The sequence below is a fragment of the Thermosynechococcus sp. FA-CM-4201 genome, assembly GCF_054689355.1.
The window spans coordinates 1,216,867-1,234,188 of sequence record NZ_CP079920.1; the positions used below are offsets into that span (position 1 = coordinate 1,216,867).

The following is a 17,322-nucleotide window of genomic DNA, read 5'->3' on the forward strand; positions in this document are numbered from 1 at the left end:
TCCTAACAAATCTCTTCCCAAGAACAGGTGAATCCCTTGCTCGGAGTGTTGGGGGCGATCGCTCGCTAGCGATGATTTGTATAAGCAAACTCTAATAATTGTGATATTTCTTAATGATAAATTTCTTTTGTCTAGGTGTGCTATAGTGATGCCTAACGTTGGTAGCTTCACCTGCTAATTCATAGTTTGAGAGGTGCAAGAGCACTTATGGATCCTGAAGAACTCATCCGCAAAGCTGAAGAACACGCACGCACCAAAAGTAATTCAAGTAGTATTGAAGCAAAAGATGATTCAAAAAAACACAGCTCACCTATAGGCCGCTCACCAAATAACGATCCTATCATTGAAGCTAAAAAGCAAGCTGCTAAAGACGCCTGTTTAACCCTTGTAAAACGTTGTACAGACCTTCTAATTAGTACTGGAGAATCTCGTGAACTTGCTCCTGATAAGTTGATCAGTGATGCTGCAACTTTGTCTTTTTTACCAAATGCGGTTACTGAGCAAATTAATAGCCTTGCAACAAAAATCAGTTTTATTATCCATGATGTTGCAGAGCAAATTGAGAATGAAAATTACAAAAACTGGCAAGAAGCTGTTGAAGGTTTGTCAGCAATGCCGCGAGAGAGACGTGAACAGCTTGAGGGACTTGTTGAGGGCGAGAAGCAAATCAACATTTCTGTTCAATCTTTAGGAATTACAGTGGAAGTATTTTCGTTTGTCAACAAGCAAATACTTGGTGAACTAGAAAGTGCAGAGATAGCAGGTGATAAAGAAAAGCAAAAAAAACTTATAGTTTATAATGGAGTTTTAGTTCATGAACTTGCTAAGGCTATTATAAAGTATCTAGATCAGTTCAAAGTTTATGGCCTAGATAAAATTCGTGAAGTCGATAAATCAATTCGTGAACGTATTCAGAAAATTAACAGTCAAATTGCCGACTTAGAACGGTTAGCGAATAAGCCAGCGATTGATCCAGTAACGGCTGAAACCTATAAATCTCAAATTCGTAATAGTCGAGAAATAGTTGAGCGCATGTTAGCAGCATGGCAAGAGTATAAAGACAAAACCGATCAAGCCTCTTCTCAAGCAATTAAAGCCTGTGGCGATCTTAGAACTCGCCTAGAAGCTAAAAAATCATCTGCGGCCTTGCAAATTTGCTTGCTTGATGTAGCTTTGATGATTGGTACAATGCGTGAAACATTTCAAGAATTTGAAAAAATCACTACAGAAGTTGAAGGTCTTGAATTAGCAGTACTTACACCTGAACGAGTGACATCACTATTCCTTCAGTGACACTACTATTCCTTCAAGGAGGCTACTAATGGTCTAGATCTCTGTGCTAGATATGAAGAAAAGAGTCTATAACGCTGATGCTGAGTCTTTCTGACCTGAAGGAAAAGCTGCAAAAGATACAGGAGCAGGTTCGCGAGCAGTGGCGATCGTGGCAGGAGTCAGTTCGCTTGCGGTGGTTGTTGCTGCGGGTCGTGGCCAGCCGTTGGTTGAAGGATCTACAAGCCCAGCTTGAAGGCCGGGGCGATCGCCCCCTTTGGGGAGTCCTCTATCAGCGGCTTGCGGCATGGCTCAAAAACCAGCCCTTAACAGCACAAATCTACACTGAAGAGGAACTTAAATCACTTTTGGGTCTCTCTCTTCCCCCCGAGCTAAAAGACTATGTGCAGAAAAGCCTCAAAGACCTCTACTACCAGCGTTTTCTCAATGACGTGAAAAATATCTAATCTAAATGTGGGCTTGATGCTCCTGTGATCAGCATTGAATCATCTCAACAGGAGCAAATTCCTATTGCTTAGCCGCCAGCGATCGCCGGAATGATGCTGACTTCGTCGCCATCCTTGAGGGGCGTTTCAATGCCATTGAGGAAGCGAATATCCTCATTGTTGACGTAGAAATTGACGAATCGCCGCAGTTGGCCACTTTCATCACAGAGGCGCCCTTTAATGCCGGGGCAGTCCTGCTCTAACTTTTCGAGAAGCTCAGCGATCGATTGGGCTTGGCACTCCACCGTTGCTTGATCGCGGGTGAGCTTTTGCAAGGGAGTGGGAATCAAAACAGTAACAGCCATAGACCTCTACAAACCATCCATAAATTTCAACACAGCGTCGGCAAAACCGACTAGACCAATACCGGTTGCCAATCCAACCGTTCGAGGGTGCGCGATCGCTCCAAGGCACGCTCAAAGCTGGCCAACTTGGGTTCAATCGTCAGGGGTTGACCAATGTCGTTTTGCACTGCCTCTTGGGTTTTTAAGCCATTGCCCGTGATATAGACCACCGTCACCTCTTCGGGGTCAATTTTGCCCGATTCCACCAACTTTTTGAGAACGGCAATTGTGGTACCGCCAGCGGTTTCCGTGAAAATACCTTCCGTTTCCGCCAGCAGCTTAATGCCTGCCACAATTTCTTCATCGGTGGCCGCCGCGATCGCCCCATTGGTTTTGCGGGCAATGTCGAGGGCATAGACCCCATCGGCGGGGTTACCAATGGCAATGGACTTAGCAATGGTGTTGGGTTTCACGGGTGCCACAAAATCCCGCCCCTCAGCATAGGCTTGGGCAATGGGGGAGCAGCCCACCGCTTGGGCACCACTACAGCGCACGGGTTTATCAGCCACCAGACCCACTTCCACAAATTCGCGGAAGCCTTTGTAAATTTTCGTGAACAGAGAGCCAGAAGCCAAGGGAGCCACAATGTGGTCAGGAAGCTGCCAGCCCAACTGTTCAATCACCTCATAACCGAGCGTCTTTGACCCTTCCGAATAGTAGGGGCGCAAATTGATATTGACAAACCCCCACCCGTGGGTATTCGCCACTTCCGAGCACAGGCGATTCACTTGGTCGTAGTTGCCCTCAACGGCCATCACCGTTGGCCCATAGATGAGTGTCCCCAAGACCTTACCCGCTTCCAGATCTGCTGGAATAAAGACACAGCAATCTAGCCCCGCATGAGCCGCGATCGCCGCCGTTGAATTCGCCAAATTGCCGGTACTGGCACAGGAGACTGTCGTAAAACCCAATTCCCGCGCCCGCGTCAACGCCACCGATACCACCCGATCCTTAAAGCTGAGGGTGGGCATATTCACGGCATCGTTTTTGATGTACAGATGCTTGAGTCCGAGCCGCCGAGCCAGCCGCTGGGCTTTGACGAGGGGAGTCATCCCTGTGCCCACATCAATGGGGTTGGCCGATGTCACAGGCAAAAAGGGACGGTAGCGCCAAATGGATTTCGGCCCCGCTTCAATTGTGCTGCGCGTTACGGCTGCCGCCAATTGGCTCAGATCGTACTTTACCTCTAGGGGGCCAAAGCAGTATTCGCAGACATGAATGGCTTGGGGTTCGTACTCTGCACCACACTCTTTGCATTTGAGGTGGGTAAAGTAGGCGGTTTCGGTGGTAGAGGTCAACGTTGCGGTCATGGGTCTCAGACTGCCTCAGACAAGTTGTTGACCATCCTAGCAGGGGGCGATCGCCCTGTCAAACATATCCGACTATTTTTATCGGGATTTGAATGACTGCAAAAATTCTCCCTGCGCCCCTTGGGGATACAGGGCTAGTCATTGGTTGGCGTTAACTTGCAGCTTTTTCAGACTTCAGCGAATGGGGGTATGCACCGTCACCAGCTTTGTGCCATCGGGAAATGTTGCCTCGACTTGTACTTCTGTGAGCATTTCTGGCACCCCCTCCATGACATCGTCACGCCTGAGCAGCGTTGTGCCATAGTTCATCAAATCAGCAACCGTGCGCCCCTCCCGCGCCCCTTCCAAAATGGCAGCGGAAATATAGGCCACCGCTTCGGGATAATTGAGCTTGAGACCCCGTGCTTTACGACGTTCGGCCACAAGAGCGGCGGTAAAAATCAGGAGCTTGTCTTTTTCTTGGGGGGACAGTTGCATCGTTCCTCAGGCTAAACACTCAACTTTGGCCTCTATCTTAACTTGTGGCTTTGGTGCCCAGAAAATCAATGAGCGATAAAGTCAAACTGCGACAACACTACCTTGAATGGCGGCAGCAATTGAGCGATCGCGAGTGGCAAGATCGCAGTCAGCGCATTTGTCAGCACTTGCTTAATCATCCCCAGTTTCAACAGGCAACCACGGTGTTGACCTATGTGCCCCATCGCCGCGAACCCGATTTGCGCTTTCTCTGGTCACTCCCGAAACAGTGGGGCTTGCCCCGTGTCGTGGGTCAGGATTTGCGGTGGCATTGTTTTAATGGCAACCAAGACACTCTCCAGCAAGGACGCTATGGCATTTGGCAACCATCCCCCGAAGCGCCCCCGATTGATCCAGCGGGTGTTGATCTTTGCTTGGTGCCTGCCGTTGCCTGCGATCGCCAAGGGTACCGTCTCGGCTATGGAGCGGGTTTTTTCGATCGCCTCTTTGCCCACCCCGATTGGCAGCACGTGTGTCGCTGGGGAATTGTCTTTGAGTCAGCGGTTCTAGCAGAATTGCCCCGTGATCCGTGGGATCAGCCACTGCAAGCGATCTGCACCGAATCAGGCCTCTTGGAAATCAGCTAAAGCCCTAGTTTTGCCAACACCGGCTGCGTTGAAACCACGTGTTTTCTTAAACCCAGTTCCTCTGGACTCAGGCCAAGGGCTAGACCCACCAGTTGCGGCAAATGGAGAATCGGCAAATTGAGGGCAACTCCCACCTGCTGGGCAATCTCTGGTTGACGGGCATCGAGATTCAGGTGACACAGGGGGCAGGGGGTGACAATGCAATCCGCCCCACTGGCGATCGCGCTCTGGAGTCGGTGTGCCGCCATGGCAAAACTGGCCGCCGTTGCATAGCTAGAAATGGGCCAACCACAGCACTGGGTGCGTCCCTCATATTCCACGGGGGTGGCGCCTACTGCCTCAAACACCTGTTCCATTGAGGTGGGGTGAATCGGGTGATCAAAGGGCAGCCTCTCTTGGGCACGCAGCAGATAGCAGCCATAAAAGGCAGCGCAGCGAAGTCCGCTGAGGGGACGACGGACGCGATCGCGCAACTCGTCAATGCCCACATCGCCGACAATCGCCCAGAGCAAATGCTTAACTTCTGTGGTGCCTTGGTAGGGAGCGCAGCCCTGTTGGGTCAACACTTGGTTAATTTCTGCCACATACGCCGGGCGATCGCGCTGAAAGGTTTTGAGGCGTTCATCCACATGGCCAATCACCCCCTGACAGGTGCTGCAATGGGTCAACAGGGGCAAAGCCAACTGTTCTGCAAGGGCAATGTTGCGGGCATTGACGGTATCTTCCAGTAGCCACGAATTTTCCTTAAACGTGCCTGAGCCACAACAACTGGCCTCCTTCAGTTCCACCAGCTCGATATTCAACAGGGGGGCGATCGCCCGCGTTGAGAGGTCTAATTCCCGGCAGGCGCCTTGAGCCACACAACCGGGATAGTAGGCATAGCGTAAAGCAGACATACAACCTGAAAAGCCTGAAATCTGCCCCTAGTCTAGCCAATCCTCAGGTTGACTCGTGTGGCCTACTGCTCAGGTATAATCCTAAGATTTAGAAACCCGTCCTTGTTTTTTCGTCAAAAGTCCGTGTTACTATAAGCCAATTTCTTGCAGTTCTTTCAACAACCCATGCCATAGGAGTGCTATCTTGCGTTACTTATTTAGTTCGGAGTCCGTCACTGAAGGCCACCCCGATAAGATTTGCGACCAAATTGCCGATGCCATTCTGGATGCGCTGCTCACCCAAGACCCCCAGAGTCGCGTTGCTGCTGAGGTCGTCGTCAATACGGGTCTGGTGCTGATTACTGGAGAAATTACCACCAAAGCACAGGTCAACTACGTCAACCTAGCCCGGCAGAAAATCCGTGAAATTGGCTACACCGATGCCGAAAATGGCTTTGCCGCCAATAGCTGTGCCGTTATCGTTGCCCTTGATGAGCAATCCCCGGATATTGCCCGAGGGGTGGACACCGCCCAAGAAGCACGGGAACGCCTCAGTGATGCCGAATTGGATCGCGTTGGGGCGGGTGATCAGGGCATTATGTTTGGCTATGCCTGCAACGAAACCCCTGAGTATATGCCCCTGCCCATTAGTTTGGCTCACCGCATGGCGCGTCGCTTGGCCGCTGTCCGCAAAACCGGTCAACTGCCTTACCTGCGTCCCGATGGCAAAACCCAAGTCACCGTCATCTATGAGGATGGCCAGCCCGTGGGCATTGATACCATCCTGATTTCCACCCAACATACGGCCACCATTGGTGACATCAGCGACGAAGCCGCCGTCCAAGAAAAGATTAAAGCCGATCTATGGGAAGCCGTCGTTAACCCTGTCTTTGCGGATCTAGCAATTAAACCCGATGACAAGACCCGCTTTCTCGTCAATCCCACGGGCAAATTTGTCATTGGTGGTCCTCAGGGGGATTCGGGACTCACGGGACGTAAACTCGTCGTTGATACCTACGGTGGCTATGCCCGTCACGGGGGCGGTGCCTTTTCTGGGAAAGATCCCACTAAGGTTGATCGCAGTGCCGCCTACATGGCCCGTTACATTGCCAAGAACATTGTGGCCGCAGGCCTAGCCGACAAATGCGAGTTACAGATTAGCTATGCCATTGGCGTTGCTCGCCCCATGAGCCTCTTTGTGGATACCTTTGGCACGGGTAAACTCGCCCCAGAGCAACTGCTGGAGTTGATTACAACCCACTTTGATCTGCGCCCCGCTGCCATTATCCAAACCTTTGGCCTGCGCCACTTGCCCCAAGATCGCGGTGGTCGCTTCTACCAAGATGTGGCTGCCTACGGTCACTTTGGGCGTCATGACCTCAACCTACCTTGGGAAAAACTCGATAAAGTCGCCGATCTGCAAGCCGCTGCCGCTCAGTTTCTAAGCGCAGTCTAGGAACATATGGGGGGAATTTTTCCCCCTTCGCTTATTGGGTGACTCGTTGTAGGCAGGTTTGTGCTGTGTTGGTGAGCATCTGGCGCACTTCGGGAGTGACATTGGTCTGCACATTTTCACCGATCGCCTGAAACTCGGCCAAGGTCAGCGAGGATTGCAGTTCATTGATCACACAGGTACAGTAGGCATTGCCGTATTGCGCCATCTGCGGCACCTGTTGTTGCAGAGCAGTGGTACATTCACTGGTAAATCGGGAAACCACTTCTGGGGGATAGGGAGCAGCGATCGCCCCCCCGCCGAGGGACACTGCACTTAAAACCGCCAAGGTGATGGATGATTTGTTGAGTAAAGACATTCTTTTTATCCCTCGTGTATCCAAGTTTCATGCCCATGCTTTTAGTGACTTCTCCAGTCTAGGCAGGTTCCAGAGAATGTGCCACTTTGGGCGATCGCCACAAAGCACAGATTTACATTCCTAGGGGCAAACGTTAGACTAAAGGATTGGACTATCACAATACCGTTCACCCTAGCCCTATGACCCTATACAACCCCTCTTTGTACGAAGAACCGATTTCCCAAAAGAACTTAACCGCTGTGGGCCGTTCGGATCGCTCCATTTTGGAATGGTTACAGCAAACGGGTCGATTAATTGCCCGTGATGCCAATGAGGCAGACCCGATCCTCGATAGCACCCTCGATGATATGGGTGAAATTGAGGAATTTGTTGGTGACTCCTTGGGCGATTACGACGAAGAAGATGACCTAGGGCTTGAGGAGTAGGGCACAGATCCCCCTATTATCGGAGTGATGTGCTAGAGCTACCCCCATGCCCTCCACCAAAACCACGGCTGCCATTGAACCCCGTTGGCTGACAGGACAGCGACTTTTTGGCCTTCTCGCTATTGGTCTGCTCATTGCTAGCATTGCCTACGATACCGGCGCAAACCATTGGCAACAACCGTTGCAAACCTTGACCCTGCCTTGGTTACTGAGTTTTGTCATCGTTGCGGTTTTAGGCATGGCCGTGGTGCCCCTGTTGCGGCGGTTGAAAACCGGGCAGATTATTCGCGAAGATGGCCCGCAATCTCACCTGCAAAAATCGGGCACACCGACGATGGGGGGAATCTTTTTTGTGCCGACGGGGTTAGGTCTGGCGCTCCTGTGGACGGGGTTCGCGCAGGGGAAAGTATCGGCTGCGGTGGGGGCGATCGCCCTGTTGGTGCTTTGGTATGCTGCCATTGGCTGGTGGGACGACTGGCAAGTTCTGCGGCGCAAATCCAACAAAGGGTTATCGGCTCGACTGCGGCTCCTCCTTGAGGGCATTGGGGCGGCTCTTTTTTGTGCTTGGCTGGTGGGGAGTGATCCAACGGCAACGGTAGTGACCGCGCCTTGGGGGTGGGTTTGGCCTTTAGGGATGGCGTTTATTCCCTTGGCGATTTTTGTGCCGATGGCGGAAGGGAATGCCCTCAATCTTACTGATGGTCTCGATGGTCTTGCCGGGGGCACGGCGGCGATCGCCCTCCTCGCTTTAGGCATTATTCTGACCGCCCATCCCGATTTGCAAATTCTGGCAGTGGTGATGAGTGGTGCCTGCCTCGGCTTCCTCTGGCACAATCACCATCCGGCGCGGGTGTTTATGGGGGATACAGGTTCACTAGCCCTTGGGGCACTCCTTGCGGGCATTGGCTTAGCGAGTCATCACCTCTGGGAACTGTTGATTGTCAGTGGTCTTTTCTTTGTGGAGTCCCTCTCCGTCATTGCCCAAGTACTCTACTACAAGGCAACCAAAGGCCCTGACGGTGTGGGCAAGCGGCTGCTGCGGATGGCACCTCTGCACCATCACTTTGAGTTGGGGGGCTGGTCAGAACTGCGGGTGGTGAGTACGTTCTATGGGGTGGTTGCCCTCTTGGGACTGCTCTGTGGCCTCCTGCAAGGGTTGACCTAATCCGATGGGAGAAGAGCAATGAAAGCAGCAGTGCTCTACGGCCAAGAAGATGTGCGCATTGAAACCGTCGCTGATCCGACGCCGGGGCCGGGGGAAGTGGTGATTCGTGTTCAGGCCGCCACCACCTGTGGTACGGATTTGAAGGTATGGCGGCGCGGTGGTCATGCACGGATGCTAACGCCACCGATTCTCTTTGGCCATGAAGCGGCTGGGGAAATTGTTGCTCTCGGAGCAGGCGTGACCCGTTGGCAGGTGGGCGATCGCGTGGTGGCCAATAATTCTGCCCCCTGTGGCCAGTGTTTTTACTGTCAGCGGCAGGCCTTTTCCCTCTGTCCCCATCTGGAGTTTAACAATGGCACATTTGCCGAGTACCTAAAAATTCCCGCCAGCATTGTCCGCCAGAATCTACTGCCTATTCCGGAGTCCCTCTCCTTTGCCTTGGCAGCGCTTACCGAACCCCTCGCCTGTGTTCTGCATGGTGTTGCCCGCTCTGGCTTTGACCCCGCAATGGTTGCGACGTGGCCGAGTCCACCGCAAATTGTGGTGCTGGGGGATGGTGCCATTGGCCTGATGTTTATGGGGGTTTTGGCACAACAGGGAGCACGAGTCCTCGCCTTTGGTGGTTCCGATCAGCGGCTGGCGATCGCCCGCACCTTTGGGGCAGAGCAAACGGTCAATCATCACCAGTGCAGCGATATTCCCACGGTGGTTAAAGAGTGGACGCAAGGACGCGGTGCCGATATTGTCATTGAAGCCACGGGGGTTCCTGAAGTTTGGGAAACGGCGATCGCCTGTGGTCGCCCCGGTGCCACGATTAACCTCTTTGGTGGCTGCCCCCGCGAAACTTCAATCCGCGTTGATACTGAGCGCCTGCACTACGAGGAACTCACCCTCAAGGGGGTCTTTCACAACACACCCACATTTGTCCGCCAAGCCTTGCAACTGATTGCCAGCGGCACACTGCCCTTCGAGAAACTGATTAGTGGCCAAGCCCCCCTCACGGAGATTGAAAATGTCCTGCAAGCAATGAAGGCGCGCCAAGTCATTAAAGTAGCGCTGCACCCCTAGCTAGTCCCGCAGGAGCAAATAATACAACTGCCCCGGCGTATTGATCAGACCCGCCCGCGCTTTGGCCACCTCCCCCGTGCCCATGAAAATATCCACACGCCCCGGCCCGCGAATGGCACTGCCGGTATCCTGATCCAAGACAAAACGGCTGACGGGGGTTTGCTGCCATTGGCCTTGGGCTTTGAGGGGAATTTTCGTGTTGATCACCGCCAAGGCACCCGGGGGCATCAAGGACTTATCGGTGGCGATCGAACGCTCTGGAATCACCGGAGTTGAGAGACTGCCCGTGGGGGGACGCCCTTGAGTGTGTTCAAAAAAGACAAAGCTGGCATTGCGAGGTAAATAGCGATCTAGCTCAGCAGGGTTGGCCTCAAAGTAAGCCATGAGGCGCGGTAGCGTCAGTTCCTCACGGGCAATTTTGCCATCGCGAATCAGTTCTTGGCCAATACTGGTGTAGGGGTGGTTGGTTTTACCGGCATAGCCGACGGTAAAGCGGCGACCATCGGGCAGTTGCAGTTCAGCCGACCCTTGGACGTGCACCAGAAAGGCCTCTAGGCGATCGCGCAAATAGACCAGTTCCAGACCCCGCAAAGGCCCCTTGCGCCACTGCTGACCATCCGCCCCTTCCAGTTCCAAGCGGGTTGGGTGCGGCTCTTGCCACTGCTCAAAATTGGGGGGGCGACGAAACAGAGGATAGCGGTATTCTGCGGTGGGCACTAAGCTGGCACGATACGTCGGTGCATAATAGCCCGTGAAATCCACTCGCCCTTGGCCATCGGTGCCAATGGATTGATAAAAGACAAATTCACGTTTGACAGATGCTTGTAGTTCTGCCGCAGAGCGACGGGTTTGTACCAGATGGCGAAAGCGTTCGAGGGAGCGGATCACTCGCTGATGGAGATTGGGTCCAAGGGCGGCGCCGGGTTGACCGGGAGCAGTGTAGGCGGCGTAGTCGCGGCGCGCTTTATCGGTGCGCAGGTAACGCAAACTATGATCAATCGCTTGCAGCAGTCGTGCGCGTTCACTGGGGGATTGCCAGAGAGCCGTATCTAGGGCAACCGTTGGGGGTAGTTGGCTTTGGCGCGTCAAGGGAGCAACCGTTGGTGCTGTAGCGATCGCGCTCGTTGCGAGGATCACGACCCCCTGAACCCATCCTGCGAATAAACCCGCCATAGACGTTAGGCAAACCGATCCACACTAGAGGCAAACACGGGTTCTACCCGAATGGCAAAGACTTTCGAGGGGCGCACCACCATGTATTCCCCTTGAATGTTTTTAATGGGAACGGAGATAAAGTCGTTGGAATCTGCTTTGGCCACTAACTCGTTGCTGTACCACTTCTGGAAGTCTTGAATGGTGGGGAAGCGCACCTCCTCACGGTGACCGCCATCCAGAAATAAATGCACCGCAAATTCAGAAGGGGTTCTGGGCATAGGCGCGATCGCTCATCCTTATCATGCACATTATCCCCCTATTATCGCCGCAATCGGTGGCTTCAGGTACTAGGGACCGCCAGTGAGGGGACGGGGGGCGCGATCGTAGTACTGGGCTGTCATGGCGGGGTTGAGAGCGCGAGCACGCTCATAGTCCCGTTGCGCCAATTCCACATTGCCACTATCGAAGTGAGCCATGCCGCGACTATAGTAGGCAGCAACAAATTGGGGATCCCGCGCTAGGGCAGCATCAAAGTCTGCAATCGCCGCTGTGTAGTTTTGCAGAGCAAGATAGGCCATGCCCCGGTTGTAGTAGGCAGCAATAAACTGTGGATCGTTGCGCAGCGCAGTGGTAAAGTCCGCGATCGCCCGCTGCATATCCCCTTGGTCATAGTAGGCTAGGCCGCGAGCAAAGTAGTAGTCCGCACTGGGGTTGAGTCTGATTGCTTGGCTAAAGGCCTCTATGGCAGCGGCCAGATCACCCGTACCTTGGTGCATTAACCCTACGTTGTAGTAATCCTCGGCACTGCGGGGCACAAGGCGTTGCAGTTCCTGAAGTTCAGGGGGGGTGAGGGTGGCGATCGCCATCGGCTGTGCCACAGCAGCACTGCTGAGACCAACAAAAGCAGCTAAAACTGTCAAAGCACTGAAGAGTTGTTGGCGCATCGTCGGCCTCCTTTCGGCATCGCTCAGCCTTACTTCGATCCTAAAAGAAAATGAAGAAATCGCCCAGCAAACGATAACAGTTGTAATAAATCGCTGGCTCCGACCCTTTTCTTGGCTGCACACCACAATTTAGCTTGGTAGCTCCGTCACTTTAGTGCGGGGCGGAAAAGCCCTACAACGACTTTTAGTCGTGGGAGTATGTCAGAATATGGAGAGACCTAAATTCGGTGAAAAACCCGAACGGTGACCGCTCGGACTGTGAACACCACCACTGGCGAAATTTTAGCGGCCACTGAAGGACGGGGAACCGCAGAGAAAAAGACTGGTAGTGCCAGTGTTTTGGGAACGGGGGCAAGCAGTTTTGGTGAGGCGGCTGATCCGCTACTATCGGCAGCGGCTGAGCAAGCAGTGAACCAACTGGTCGAGGGGATTATTCGGCAAGAACCTGCCTTGGCTGCCCTTGCACCAGTGCTTCCTAATGTTGTGGCTGTGGTGGCCGATGTCTCCGCAGGGCGAGTGATCTTGAATAAGGGAAGTAGAGACGGCTTGCGGCCGGGGATGTTCTTCTCGATTGAACGGGTGATCAAGGAGATTAAAGATCCAACGACAGGTAGAATGTTGCGCCTCGATACCCAGCCCATCGGTCGAATTCAAATTACAGAAGTGGACGATGTTTCTGCGGTTGGTCGCGTTTTGAGTGGTCAAGGTCTCAAGGTTGGCGATCGCGCAAAACCTGTATCAAATTAGCCACCAACCCTGAAGTAGCATTAAGAACAGGGGGTTGCAATCCACTCAGGAAGAGGCTATATCGATACTCCTCTTGCTTTCAGGAAGTAGAATCAAACGATATACAATGAAGCGAAGAGCAATCTGAGGCAGTCGGCCATGAGTCTAAACGTGGTTCATCTAGTGGGTCGTGTCGGCAGTGATCCCGACGTGCGCTATTTTGAGTCGGGGAGTGTGAAGTGTCGGCTGACGTTGGCAGTAAATCGCCCCAGCAAGGATGATCAACCCGATTGGTTTAACCTAGAAATTTGGGGCAAAACGGCTCAGGTGGCTGCTGATTATGTGCGCAAAGGGACGCTTTTGGGTATTAAGGGCAGTCTGAAGTTCGATCGCTGGCAAGACCGCAACACGGGGGTCGAGCGCTCCTCGCCGGTCATTCTCGTTGAGCGCATGGATATCCTCAGTTCCAAGCGAGATACGGATCCGAGTGCCGTGCCAGCGGGCTATGTGCCAGAAATGTAGGGATACAATCAGGTTACCCGTGCGTCCAATACCATTGTCCCCATAGCTGCTGCCATGCCCAATCCTGCCCGAGATTTTTGGCAGTCCATGACTCAGACCGTTACCCAAGCGGTGCAAACGGTACACTCCCGCTTTGATTGGCAACAGGTCTCCCTGCGGGAAAATGCTCGCACGCCCGAACTATGGGTCGAGTTCAAAGGTCAACGCCAAGTCTTTCCCTTGGTTGGCGATCGCTACATTCTTGGCCGCAGTCAGAGTCGTGCCGATATTCTTATTGATGCGGAGATTGTCAGTGGCACCCATGCCCGCCTAAAACGGCTCACCCCCACAGGCGTCTTTCAAATCCAAGACTTAGACTCCACCAACGGCATCTATCGCAAACGGCGGCGCCTGCAAACGAGTGAACTGCACCACGGCGATGTGATTACCCTTGGCCCTCCTGAGGTCAAAGGTGCCGTTACCCTCCGCTTCCACAATCCACCCCCCCCTTGGGTTCGTGTTCTCAGCTACAGCATTTGGGGGGCGATCGGCATCAGTGGCCTTGTAATGGGATTACTGACTGCCGAAGCTAGCAAAGTGGCGGTGCGTCCCCTGCCTCCGATTGAGCAAGGGCCGATTATTCTCCTCGATCGCCAAGGGGAACTGATCAATCCAGTGGAAGATCGCCCCCACCGCGAACTGCAACGGCTCAATGAGTTTTCCCCTTACTTAGTCCATGGGGTCTTGGCCTCTGAGGATGTGCGCTACTACTGGCACTTTGGCGTTGATCCTCTGGGCATGGCGCGAGCGGTAGTGACCAATTTATTAACCCGCCAAACACGGGAAGGAGCAAGTACCCTATCCCAGCAGTTGGCACGTACCCTCTTTCGTTCCCATGTGGGGATGGATGAGAGCCTCGGCCGCAAGTGGCGGGAAATGGCGGTTGCCCTGAATTTGGAATTTTTCTACAGCAAAGATGAGTTGCTCTTGGCCTACCTCAACCGTGTCTATTTGGGCATGGGAAATCGCGGCTTTGAAGATGCAGCTCAATTCTACTTTGATAAACCCGCCAAAGACCTGACCCTCAGTGAGGCTGCTACACTGGTGGGGATTCTGCCCGCCCCCAACCGTTTTAATCCTGTGCGCGACTACGATGCTGCCGTGGATTATCGCAATCGTGTCATTTTGCGCATGGTGCAGCAGGGCTACATCAGCAAAGAAGAGGGCGATCGCGCCCGCCGCTCCCGCATTGAAATTAGTCCCAAGGCGCGGGAATTGCTCACCTCCCAGCGTTTTCCCTACTACACGGATCATGTCTATCAGGAACTGGCCCAACTCCTCGGCGAAGACCTTGCTCAAGAGGGCAACCTGATTGTGGAAACCGGCCTAGACCCCCGTTGGCAAGAACAGGCTGAATTGAGTCTGCGCAATTTCGTTAGCACCACCGGCAGCAACTATGACGTCAGTCAAGGGGCATTGATTACCCTCCAGCCTAGTAGTGGTTTGATTCTGGCTCTGGTGGGGGGGGTGGACTATCAAAAAAGCCAGTTTAATCGGGCTACGCTTGCGCTGCGCCAACCCGGCTCGACCTTCAAGGTGTTTGTCTATACCGAAGCCCTCTTGAAAGGCCACACGGCTGGTGAAACCTTTTCCTGTGCTCCCGTCTTCTGGAAAGGGCAACAATTCGATGGCTGTCGTGGGGGGGGTGGTGCGATGGATTTGGCCACAGCATTAGCCCTTTCCGAAAATCCGATTGCTTTGCGCCTCGCCCAAAGCGTTGGTTTAGAAGCCACGATTCAATTGGCAAGAGCAATGGGCATTGTCAGTCCGCTGCAAGCGGTGCCCGGCCTTGTTCTCGGTCAAAGTGAGGTCACTCTCCTTGAAATCAGTGGTGCCTTTGCCGTCCTCGCCAATGAGGGACAGCGCATTCCGCCCCATGCCATTGTTTCAGTACGCGATGGCGGTGATTGTAAAAGTGCAAACGACTGGCAGACCTGTCGCCTGATCTATGCCGCCAGTGATGAAACGCCCCAACGGGTTCTCGACCCCGCGATCGCCAATGAAATGACGCATCTACTCACCGCTGTTGTGAGTCGGGGAACGGGTCGTGCCGCCGCCATTGGCCGTCCAGTCGCGGGTAAGACCGGCACTACGAATGATGGTCGGGATCTTTGGTTTATTGGCTATGTACCCACTGCCGATGTTCTCACGGGTATTTGGCTCGGCAATGACGATAATAGCCCTACTCAAGGCAGCAGTGGTCTAGCTGCCGCCCTCTGGGGTGAGTATATGGCGCGTGCCCTAGATTAGTTTTCCTTCGGGAAAAAGCGCACCACTTCAGCCGCTACCTTCACAGCAGTCCCAATGGGTAAATCCACAGCAAGGGGCTGGCGGGCATGGAGTTCTTTGCCACAGGGCAGTTGAATGCAGTAGCGATACTCGCGACCAAGAAACTGGCGATCGCGAATCACAAAGCAACTGGTGGCTTCAGTGTCTGGCTGCAACTGGAGATCCTCTTCGCGGATCATCACTTCCCCTTCTCCTTTGGGCAGGGTTTCCAGCAGGGGAAAGACACCAACATCCGTGCGCACCTGAGACCCTTCGGCACAGGCCGGCAAAAAGTTGGCTTGGGTAATGAAGCCCGCCACAAACCGCGAGGCTGGCTGGCAATAAATGTCTTGGGGGGTACCCACCTGCTCAATCTTGCCTTGGCGCATCACCGCTAGGCGATCCGAGAGACTCAGGGCTTCCTCCTGATCATGGGTCACAAATATCGCCGTTGTCCCTGTGCCCTTGAGAATGGTGCGTAATTCCTCCCGCAGTTGCAGGCGCACTTGGGCATCGAGATTACTCAGGGGTTCATCAAGGAGAATCACCGCTGGTTGGGGGGCGATCGCCCGCGCCAAGGCCACCCGCTGTTGTTGCCCACCGGACAATTCATGGGGATAGCGCTTTTGCATTCCCTCTAGGTGCACCAAGGCTAAAACTGCTGCTACCCGCTCCTGAATTTGCTGCTTGCTCAGGCGTTGTTGTTGCAACCCAAAGGCAATATTCTCGGCCACCGTCAAGTGGGGAAAAAGGGCAAAGTCCTGAAACACCATGCCCAAAGACCGTTGCTCAGGGGGCACAAAGACATTTGCCGCTGCCACACAGCGATCGCCCACCCAAATTTCCCCAGCATCTGGCGTGTCCAGACCGGCGATTAAGCGCAGTAGCGTTGTCTTGCCGCAACCCGAAGGCCCCAACAGCCCGAGAATTTCCCCCTCATGGACACAGAGGCTCACATCGCGAATCGCAGCAAAGCGGCCAAAGGATTTACGTAAGTGCTCAACCTGGACGGCTGTTTTAAGCGTTGGCATCAGGGAAAGTGTGCTCATGATCACCCAGAAAGCGAACCGTCTGCAACCAGTAAAGCTAAGGAGCACCCACTGCATTAGGAATTATTTGCAGTAATTGGCGCTCCTCATATTCTGGCACAAAAGTTCTCGCTTGTTGCAGAGATTTTGCAATTGCTGCGATCGCTTCCTAGATTGCCACCCGCATCTAGCTGGCATTGAGAATTCGCTGCACAATTTGCAGACCTGTTACCGCCTGCCAACCAAAGAGGATCACCAGAAACAGATTCAGGGTCATGTGTAGGGCACGAGCGGCCTCACTTCCCTTTTGCATAAAGGGGGTCAAGCTGGCAGAAATCGCAATCAATGCCGTCATCGCTAGCCCGACAATCAAGTGCGGTCCGACAAAGAGCTTGCCATTATTGATGTAGGTGACGGCCATGCCGCCAATCGTACCCATGACCATCAAAGCCAATAGGATAGCGCCCACTTGGTGGTGTTTGATATTGACCTTGGATTGGATCAGTGCTTTCTTTTCCTCGCCGCTGAGGGAGCGTAGGCGACGGGTTTGAATCCCTAAATACATGGCATAGAGCGTGAGCGCAAAAAGAATCCACATCAGCACCGGGTGGGCAAAGGTAATCACCGGCTTAAGAGGCTCAGGAATTTCAATCATTGTTTTCGTGAACAGAACTCGGCAGGCAAAGCATTCATCGAAAGTTTGCTTTTCATATCGTAATACAGCCCTTTTCTAAAATATGGCCTACACCAAGGGGGCGCGAGGC

20 protein-coding genes are annotated in these 17,322 nt (G+C 53.5%); 10 read left to right on the forward strand and 10 right to left on the reverse strand.

All coding sequences use genetic code 11. The features are described from left to right. Positions 1–207 precede the first annotated feature (207 nt). Both KV190_RS05890 and KV190_RS05895 read left to right on the forward strand, forming a co-directional pair. Positions 208–1,293, forward strand: a complete 1,086-nt coding sequence (locus KV190_RS05890) for a hypothetical protein (RefSeq protein ID WP_460195006.1) — start codon at positions 208–210, stop codon at positions 1,291–1,293. 77 nt (positions 1,294–1,370) lie between these two features. Then, complete coding sequence (locus tag KV190_RS05895; RefSeq protein WP_460195007.1) at positions 1,371–1,736, forward strand: hypothetical protein; 366 nt, start codon at positions 1,371–1,373, stop codon at positions 1,734–1,736. A gap of 68 nt (positions 1,737–1,804) precedes the next feature. On the opposite strand, the gene KV190_RS05900 is transcribed toward KV190_RS05895, so the two are convergent. From KV190_RS05900 to ureA, 3 genes are all read right to left on the reverse strand, one after another. Next, positions 1,805–2,080, reverse strand: coding sequence for a MoaD/ThiS family protein (locus KV190_RS05900; RefSeq protein ID WP_149817514.1), 276 nt, complete (start codon positions 2,078–2,080; stop codon positions 1,805–1,807). A gap of 50 nt (positions 2,081–2,130) precedes the next feature. Then, positions 2,131–3,429 carry a threonine synthase gene (gene thrC / locus KV190_RS05905; RefSeq protein WP_460195008.1) on the reverse strand — a complete coding sequence of 433 codons (1,299 nt, stop codon included), beginning with the start codon at positions 3,427–3,429 and terminating at the stop codon, positions 2,131–2,133. Between the two features lie 174 nt (positions 3,430–3,603). Beyond that, positions 3,604–3,906, reverse strand: coding sequence for an urease subunit gamma (gene ureA / locus KV190_RS05910; protein WP_460195009.1), 303 nt, complete (start codon positions 3,904–3,906; stop codon positions 3,604–3,606). A gap of 68 nt (positions 3,907–3,974) precedes the next feature. Between ureA and KV190_RS05915 the strand changes: the two genes are divergently transcribed. Beyond that, positions 3,975–4,532, forward strand: coding sequence for a 5-formyltetrahydrofolate cyclo-ligase (locus KV190_RS05915; RefSeq protein WP_460195010.1), 558 nt, complete (start codon positions 3,975–3,977; stop codon positions 4,530–4,532). On the opposite strand, the gene KV190_RS05920 is transcribed toward KV190_RS05915, so the two are convergent. Further along, positions 4,529–5,428, reverse strand: a complete 900-nt coding sequence (locus tag KV190_RS05920) for a CoB--CoM heterodisulfide reductase iron-sulfur subunit B family protein (protein WP_460195011.1) — start codon at positions 5,426–5,428, stop codon at positions 4,529–4,531. The two genes, KV190_RS05915 and KV190_RS05920, sit on opposite strands and share 4 nt — an antisense overlap. Before the next feature lie 184 nt (positions 5,429–5,612). On the opposite strand from KV190_RS05920, the gene metK reads away from it, so the two are divergent. Further along, a complete protein-coding gene (metK, locus tag KV190_RS05925; protein ID WP_460195012.1) occupies positions 5,613–6,863 on the forward strand; it encodes a methionine adenosyltransferase in 1,251 nt (416 codons plus the stop codon). Between the two features lie 31 nt (positions 6,864–6,894). Here metK and KV190_RS05930 read toward each other — a convergent pair whose 3' ends face one another. Then, positions 6,895–7,218 carry a hypothetical protein gene (locus tag KV190_RS05930; RefSeq protein ID WP_460195013.1) on the reverse strand — a complete coding sequence of 108 codons (324 nt, stop codon included), beginning with the start codon at positions 7,216–7,218 and terminating at the stop codon, positions 6,895–6,897. A 179-nt stretch (positions 7,219–7,397) separates the two neighbouring features. On the opposite strand from KV190_RS05930, the gene KV190_RS05935 reads away from it, so the two are divergent. Genes KV190_RS05935 through KV190_RS05945 form a run of 3 tightly spaced genes read left to right on the forward strand, consistent with a single transcriptional unit; the run spans position 7,398 to position 9,876 of the window. Then, a complete protein-coding gene (locus KV190_RS05935) occupies positions 7,398–7,643 on the forward strand; it encodes a DUF3134 domain-containing protein (RefSeq protein WP_460195014.1) in 246 nt (81 codons plus the stop codon). 46 nt (positions 7,644–7,689) lie between these two features. Then, positions 7,690–8,808, forward strand: a complete 1,119-nt coding sequence (gene mraY / locus KV190_RS05940) for a phospho-N-acetylmuramoyl-pentapeptide-transferase (RefSeq protein WP_460195016.1) — start codon at positions 7,690–7,692, stop codon at positions 8,806–8,808. Positions 8,809–8,826: 18 nt separating this feature from the next. Next, positions 8,827–9,876, forward strand: coding sequence for a zinc-dependent alcohol dehydrogenase (locus KV190_RS05945; protein ID WP_460195017.1), 1,050 nt, complete (start codon positions 8,827–8,829; stop codon positions 9,874–9,876). On the opposite strand, the gene mltA is transcribed toward KV190_RS05945, so the two are convergent. From mltA to KV190_RS05960, 3 genes are all read right to left on the reverse strand, one after another. Next, positions 9,877–11,049, reverse strand: coding sequence for a murein transglycosylase A (gene mltA / locus KV190_RS05950; RefSeq protein ID WP_460195019.1), 1,173 nt, complete (start codon positions 11,047–11,049; stop codon positions 9,877–9,879). Between the two features lie 5 nt (positions 11,050–11,054). Further along, positions 11,055–11,309, reverse strand: a complete 255-nt coding sequence (locus KV190_RS05955; protein WP_149817491.1) for a hypothetical protein — start codon at positions 11,307–11,309, stop codon at positions 11,055–11,057. A gap of 69 nt (positions 11,310–11,378) precedes the next feature. Beyond that, positions 11,379–11,975: a tetratricopeptide repeat protein gene (locus KV190_RS05960; protein ID WP_460195020.1), complete on the reverse strand. Its 597-nt coding sequence runs from the start codon at positions 11,973–11,975 to the stop codon at positions 11,379–11,381. Positions 11,976–12,218: 243 nt separating this feature from the next. Between KV190_RS05960 and KV190_RS05965 the strand changes: the two genes are divergently transcribed. The 3 genes from KV190_RS05965 (at position 12,219) to KV190_RS05975 (ending at position 15,512) form a co-directional block, all read left to right on the forward strand. Beyond that, a complete protein-coding gene (locus tag KV190_RS05965; protein WP_460195021.1) occupies positions 12,219–12,722 on the forward strand; it encodes a CsgG/HfaB family protein in 504 nt (167 codons plus the stop codon). 138 nt (positions 12,723–12,860) lie between these two features. Continuing rightward, on the forward strand, positions 12,861–13,223 hold the full coding sequence (locus KV190_RS05970) for a single-stranded DNA-binding protein (RefSeq protein ID WP_460195022.1): 363 nt from the start codon (positions 12,861–12,863) through the stop codon (positions 13,221–13,223). A 54-nt stretch (positions 13,224–13,277) separates the two neighbouring features. Beyond that, positions 13,278–15,512 carry a transglycosylase domain-containing protein gene (locus tag KV190_RS05975; protein ID WP_460195023.1) on the forward strand — a complete coding sequence of 745 codons (2,235 nt, stop codon included), beginning with the start codon at positions 13,278–13,280 and terminating at the stop codon, positions 15,510–15,512. On the opposite strand, the gene KV190_RS05980 is transcribed toward KV190_RS05975, so the two are convergent. After that, entirely contained in the window at positions 15,509–16,579 is a 1,071-nt protein-coding gene (locus KV190_RS05980) for an ABC transporter ATP-binding protein (RefSeq protein ID WP_460195024.1), read from the reverse strand. The two genes, KV190_RS05975 and KV190_RS05980, sit on opposite strands and share 4 nt — an antisense overlap. A 166-nt stretch (positions 16,580–16,745) precedes the next feature. Beyond that, positions 16,746–17,213, reverse strand: coding sequence for a DUF4079 domain-containing protein (locus tag KV190_RS05985; RefSeq protein ID WP_460195025.1), 468 nt, complete (start codon positions 17,211–17,213; stop codon positions 16,746–16,748). Positions 17,214–17,322 lie beyond the last annotated feature (109 nt).

Bases quoted from the DNA above. Each gene is read 5' to 3' on its own strand.
- KV190_RS05930 (WP_460195013.1), bottom strand. From the start codon at position 7,218: ATGTCTTTACTCAACAAATCATCCATCACCTTGGCGGTTTTAAGTGCA.
- KV190_RS05970 (WP_460195022.1), top strand. From the start codon at position 12,861: ATGAGTCTAAACGTGGTTCATCTAGTGGGTCGTGTCGGCAGTGATCCC.
- mraY (WP_460195016.1), top strand. From the start codon at position 7,690: ATGCCCTCCACCAAAACCACGGCTGCCATTGAACCCCGTTGGCTGACA.
- KV190_RS05980 (WP_460195024.1), bottom strand. From the start codon at position 16,579: ATGAGCACACTTTCCCTGATGCCAACGCTTAAAACAGCCGTCCAGGTT.
- KV190_RS05975 (WP_460195023.1), top strand. From the start codon at position 13,278: ATGCCCAATCCTGCCCGAGATTTTTGGCAGTCCATGACTCAGACCGTT.
- ureA (WP_460195009.1), bottom strand. From the start codon at position 3,906: ATGCAACTGTCCCCCCAAGAAAAAGACAAGCTCCTGATTTTTACCGCC.
- mltA (WP_460195019.1), bottom strand. From the start codon at position 11,049: ATGGCGGGTTTATTCGCAGGATGGGTTCAGGGGGTCGTGATCCTCGCA.
- KV190_RS05935 (WP_460195014.1), top strand. From the start codon at position 7,398: ATGACCCTATACAACCCCTCTTTGTACGAAGAACCGATTTCCCAAAAG.
- thrC (WP_460195008.1), bottom strand. From the start codon at position 3,429: ATGACCGCAACGTTGACCTCTACCACCGAAACCGCCTACTTTACCCAC.
- KV190_RS05890 (WP_460195006.1), top strand. From the start codon at position 208: ATGGATCCTGAAGAACTCATCCGCAAAGCTGAAGAACACGCACGCACC.
- KV190_RS05900 (WP_149817514.1), bottom strand. From the start codon at position 2,080: ATGGCTGTTACTGTTTTGATTCCCACTCCCTTGCAAAAGCTCACCCGC.
- KV190_RS05915 (WP_460195010.1), top strand. From the start codon at position 3,975: ATGAGCGATAAAGTCAAACTGCGACAACACTACCTTGAATGGCGGCAG.
- KV190_RS05955 (WP_149817491.1), bottom strand. From the start codon at position 11,309: ATGCCCAGAACCCCTTCTGAATTTGCGGTGCATTTATTTCTGGATGGC.
- KV190_RS05945 (WP_460195017.1), top strand. From the start codon at position 8,827: ATGAAAGCAGCAGTGCTCTACGGCCAAGAAGATGTGCGCATTGAAACC.
- KV190_RS05985 (WP_460195025.1), bottom strand. From the start codon at position 17,213: ATGATTGAAATTCCTGAGCCTCTTAAGCCGGTGATTACCTTTGCCCAC.
- KV190_RS05920 (WP_460195011.1), bottom strand. From the start codon at position 5,428: ATGTCTGCTTTACGCTATGCCTACTATCCCGGTTGTGTGGCTCAAGGC.
- KV190_RS05895 (WP_460195007.1), top strand. From the start codon at position 1,371: ATGCTGAGTCTTTCTGACCTGAAGGAAAAGCTGCAAAAGATACAGGAG.
- KV190_RS05960 (WP_460195020.1), bottom strand. From the start codon at position 11,975: ATGCGCCAACAACTCTTCAGTGCTTTGACAGTTTTAGCTGCTTTTGTT.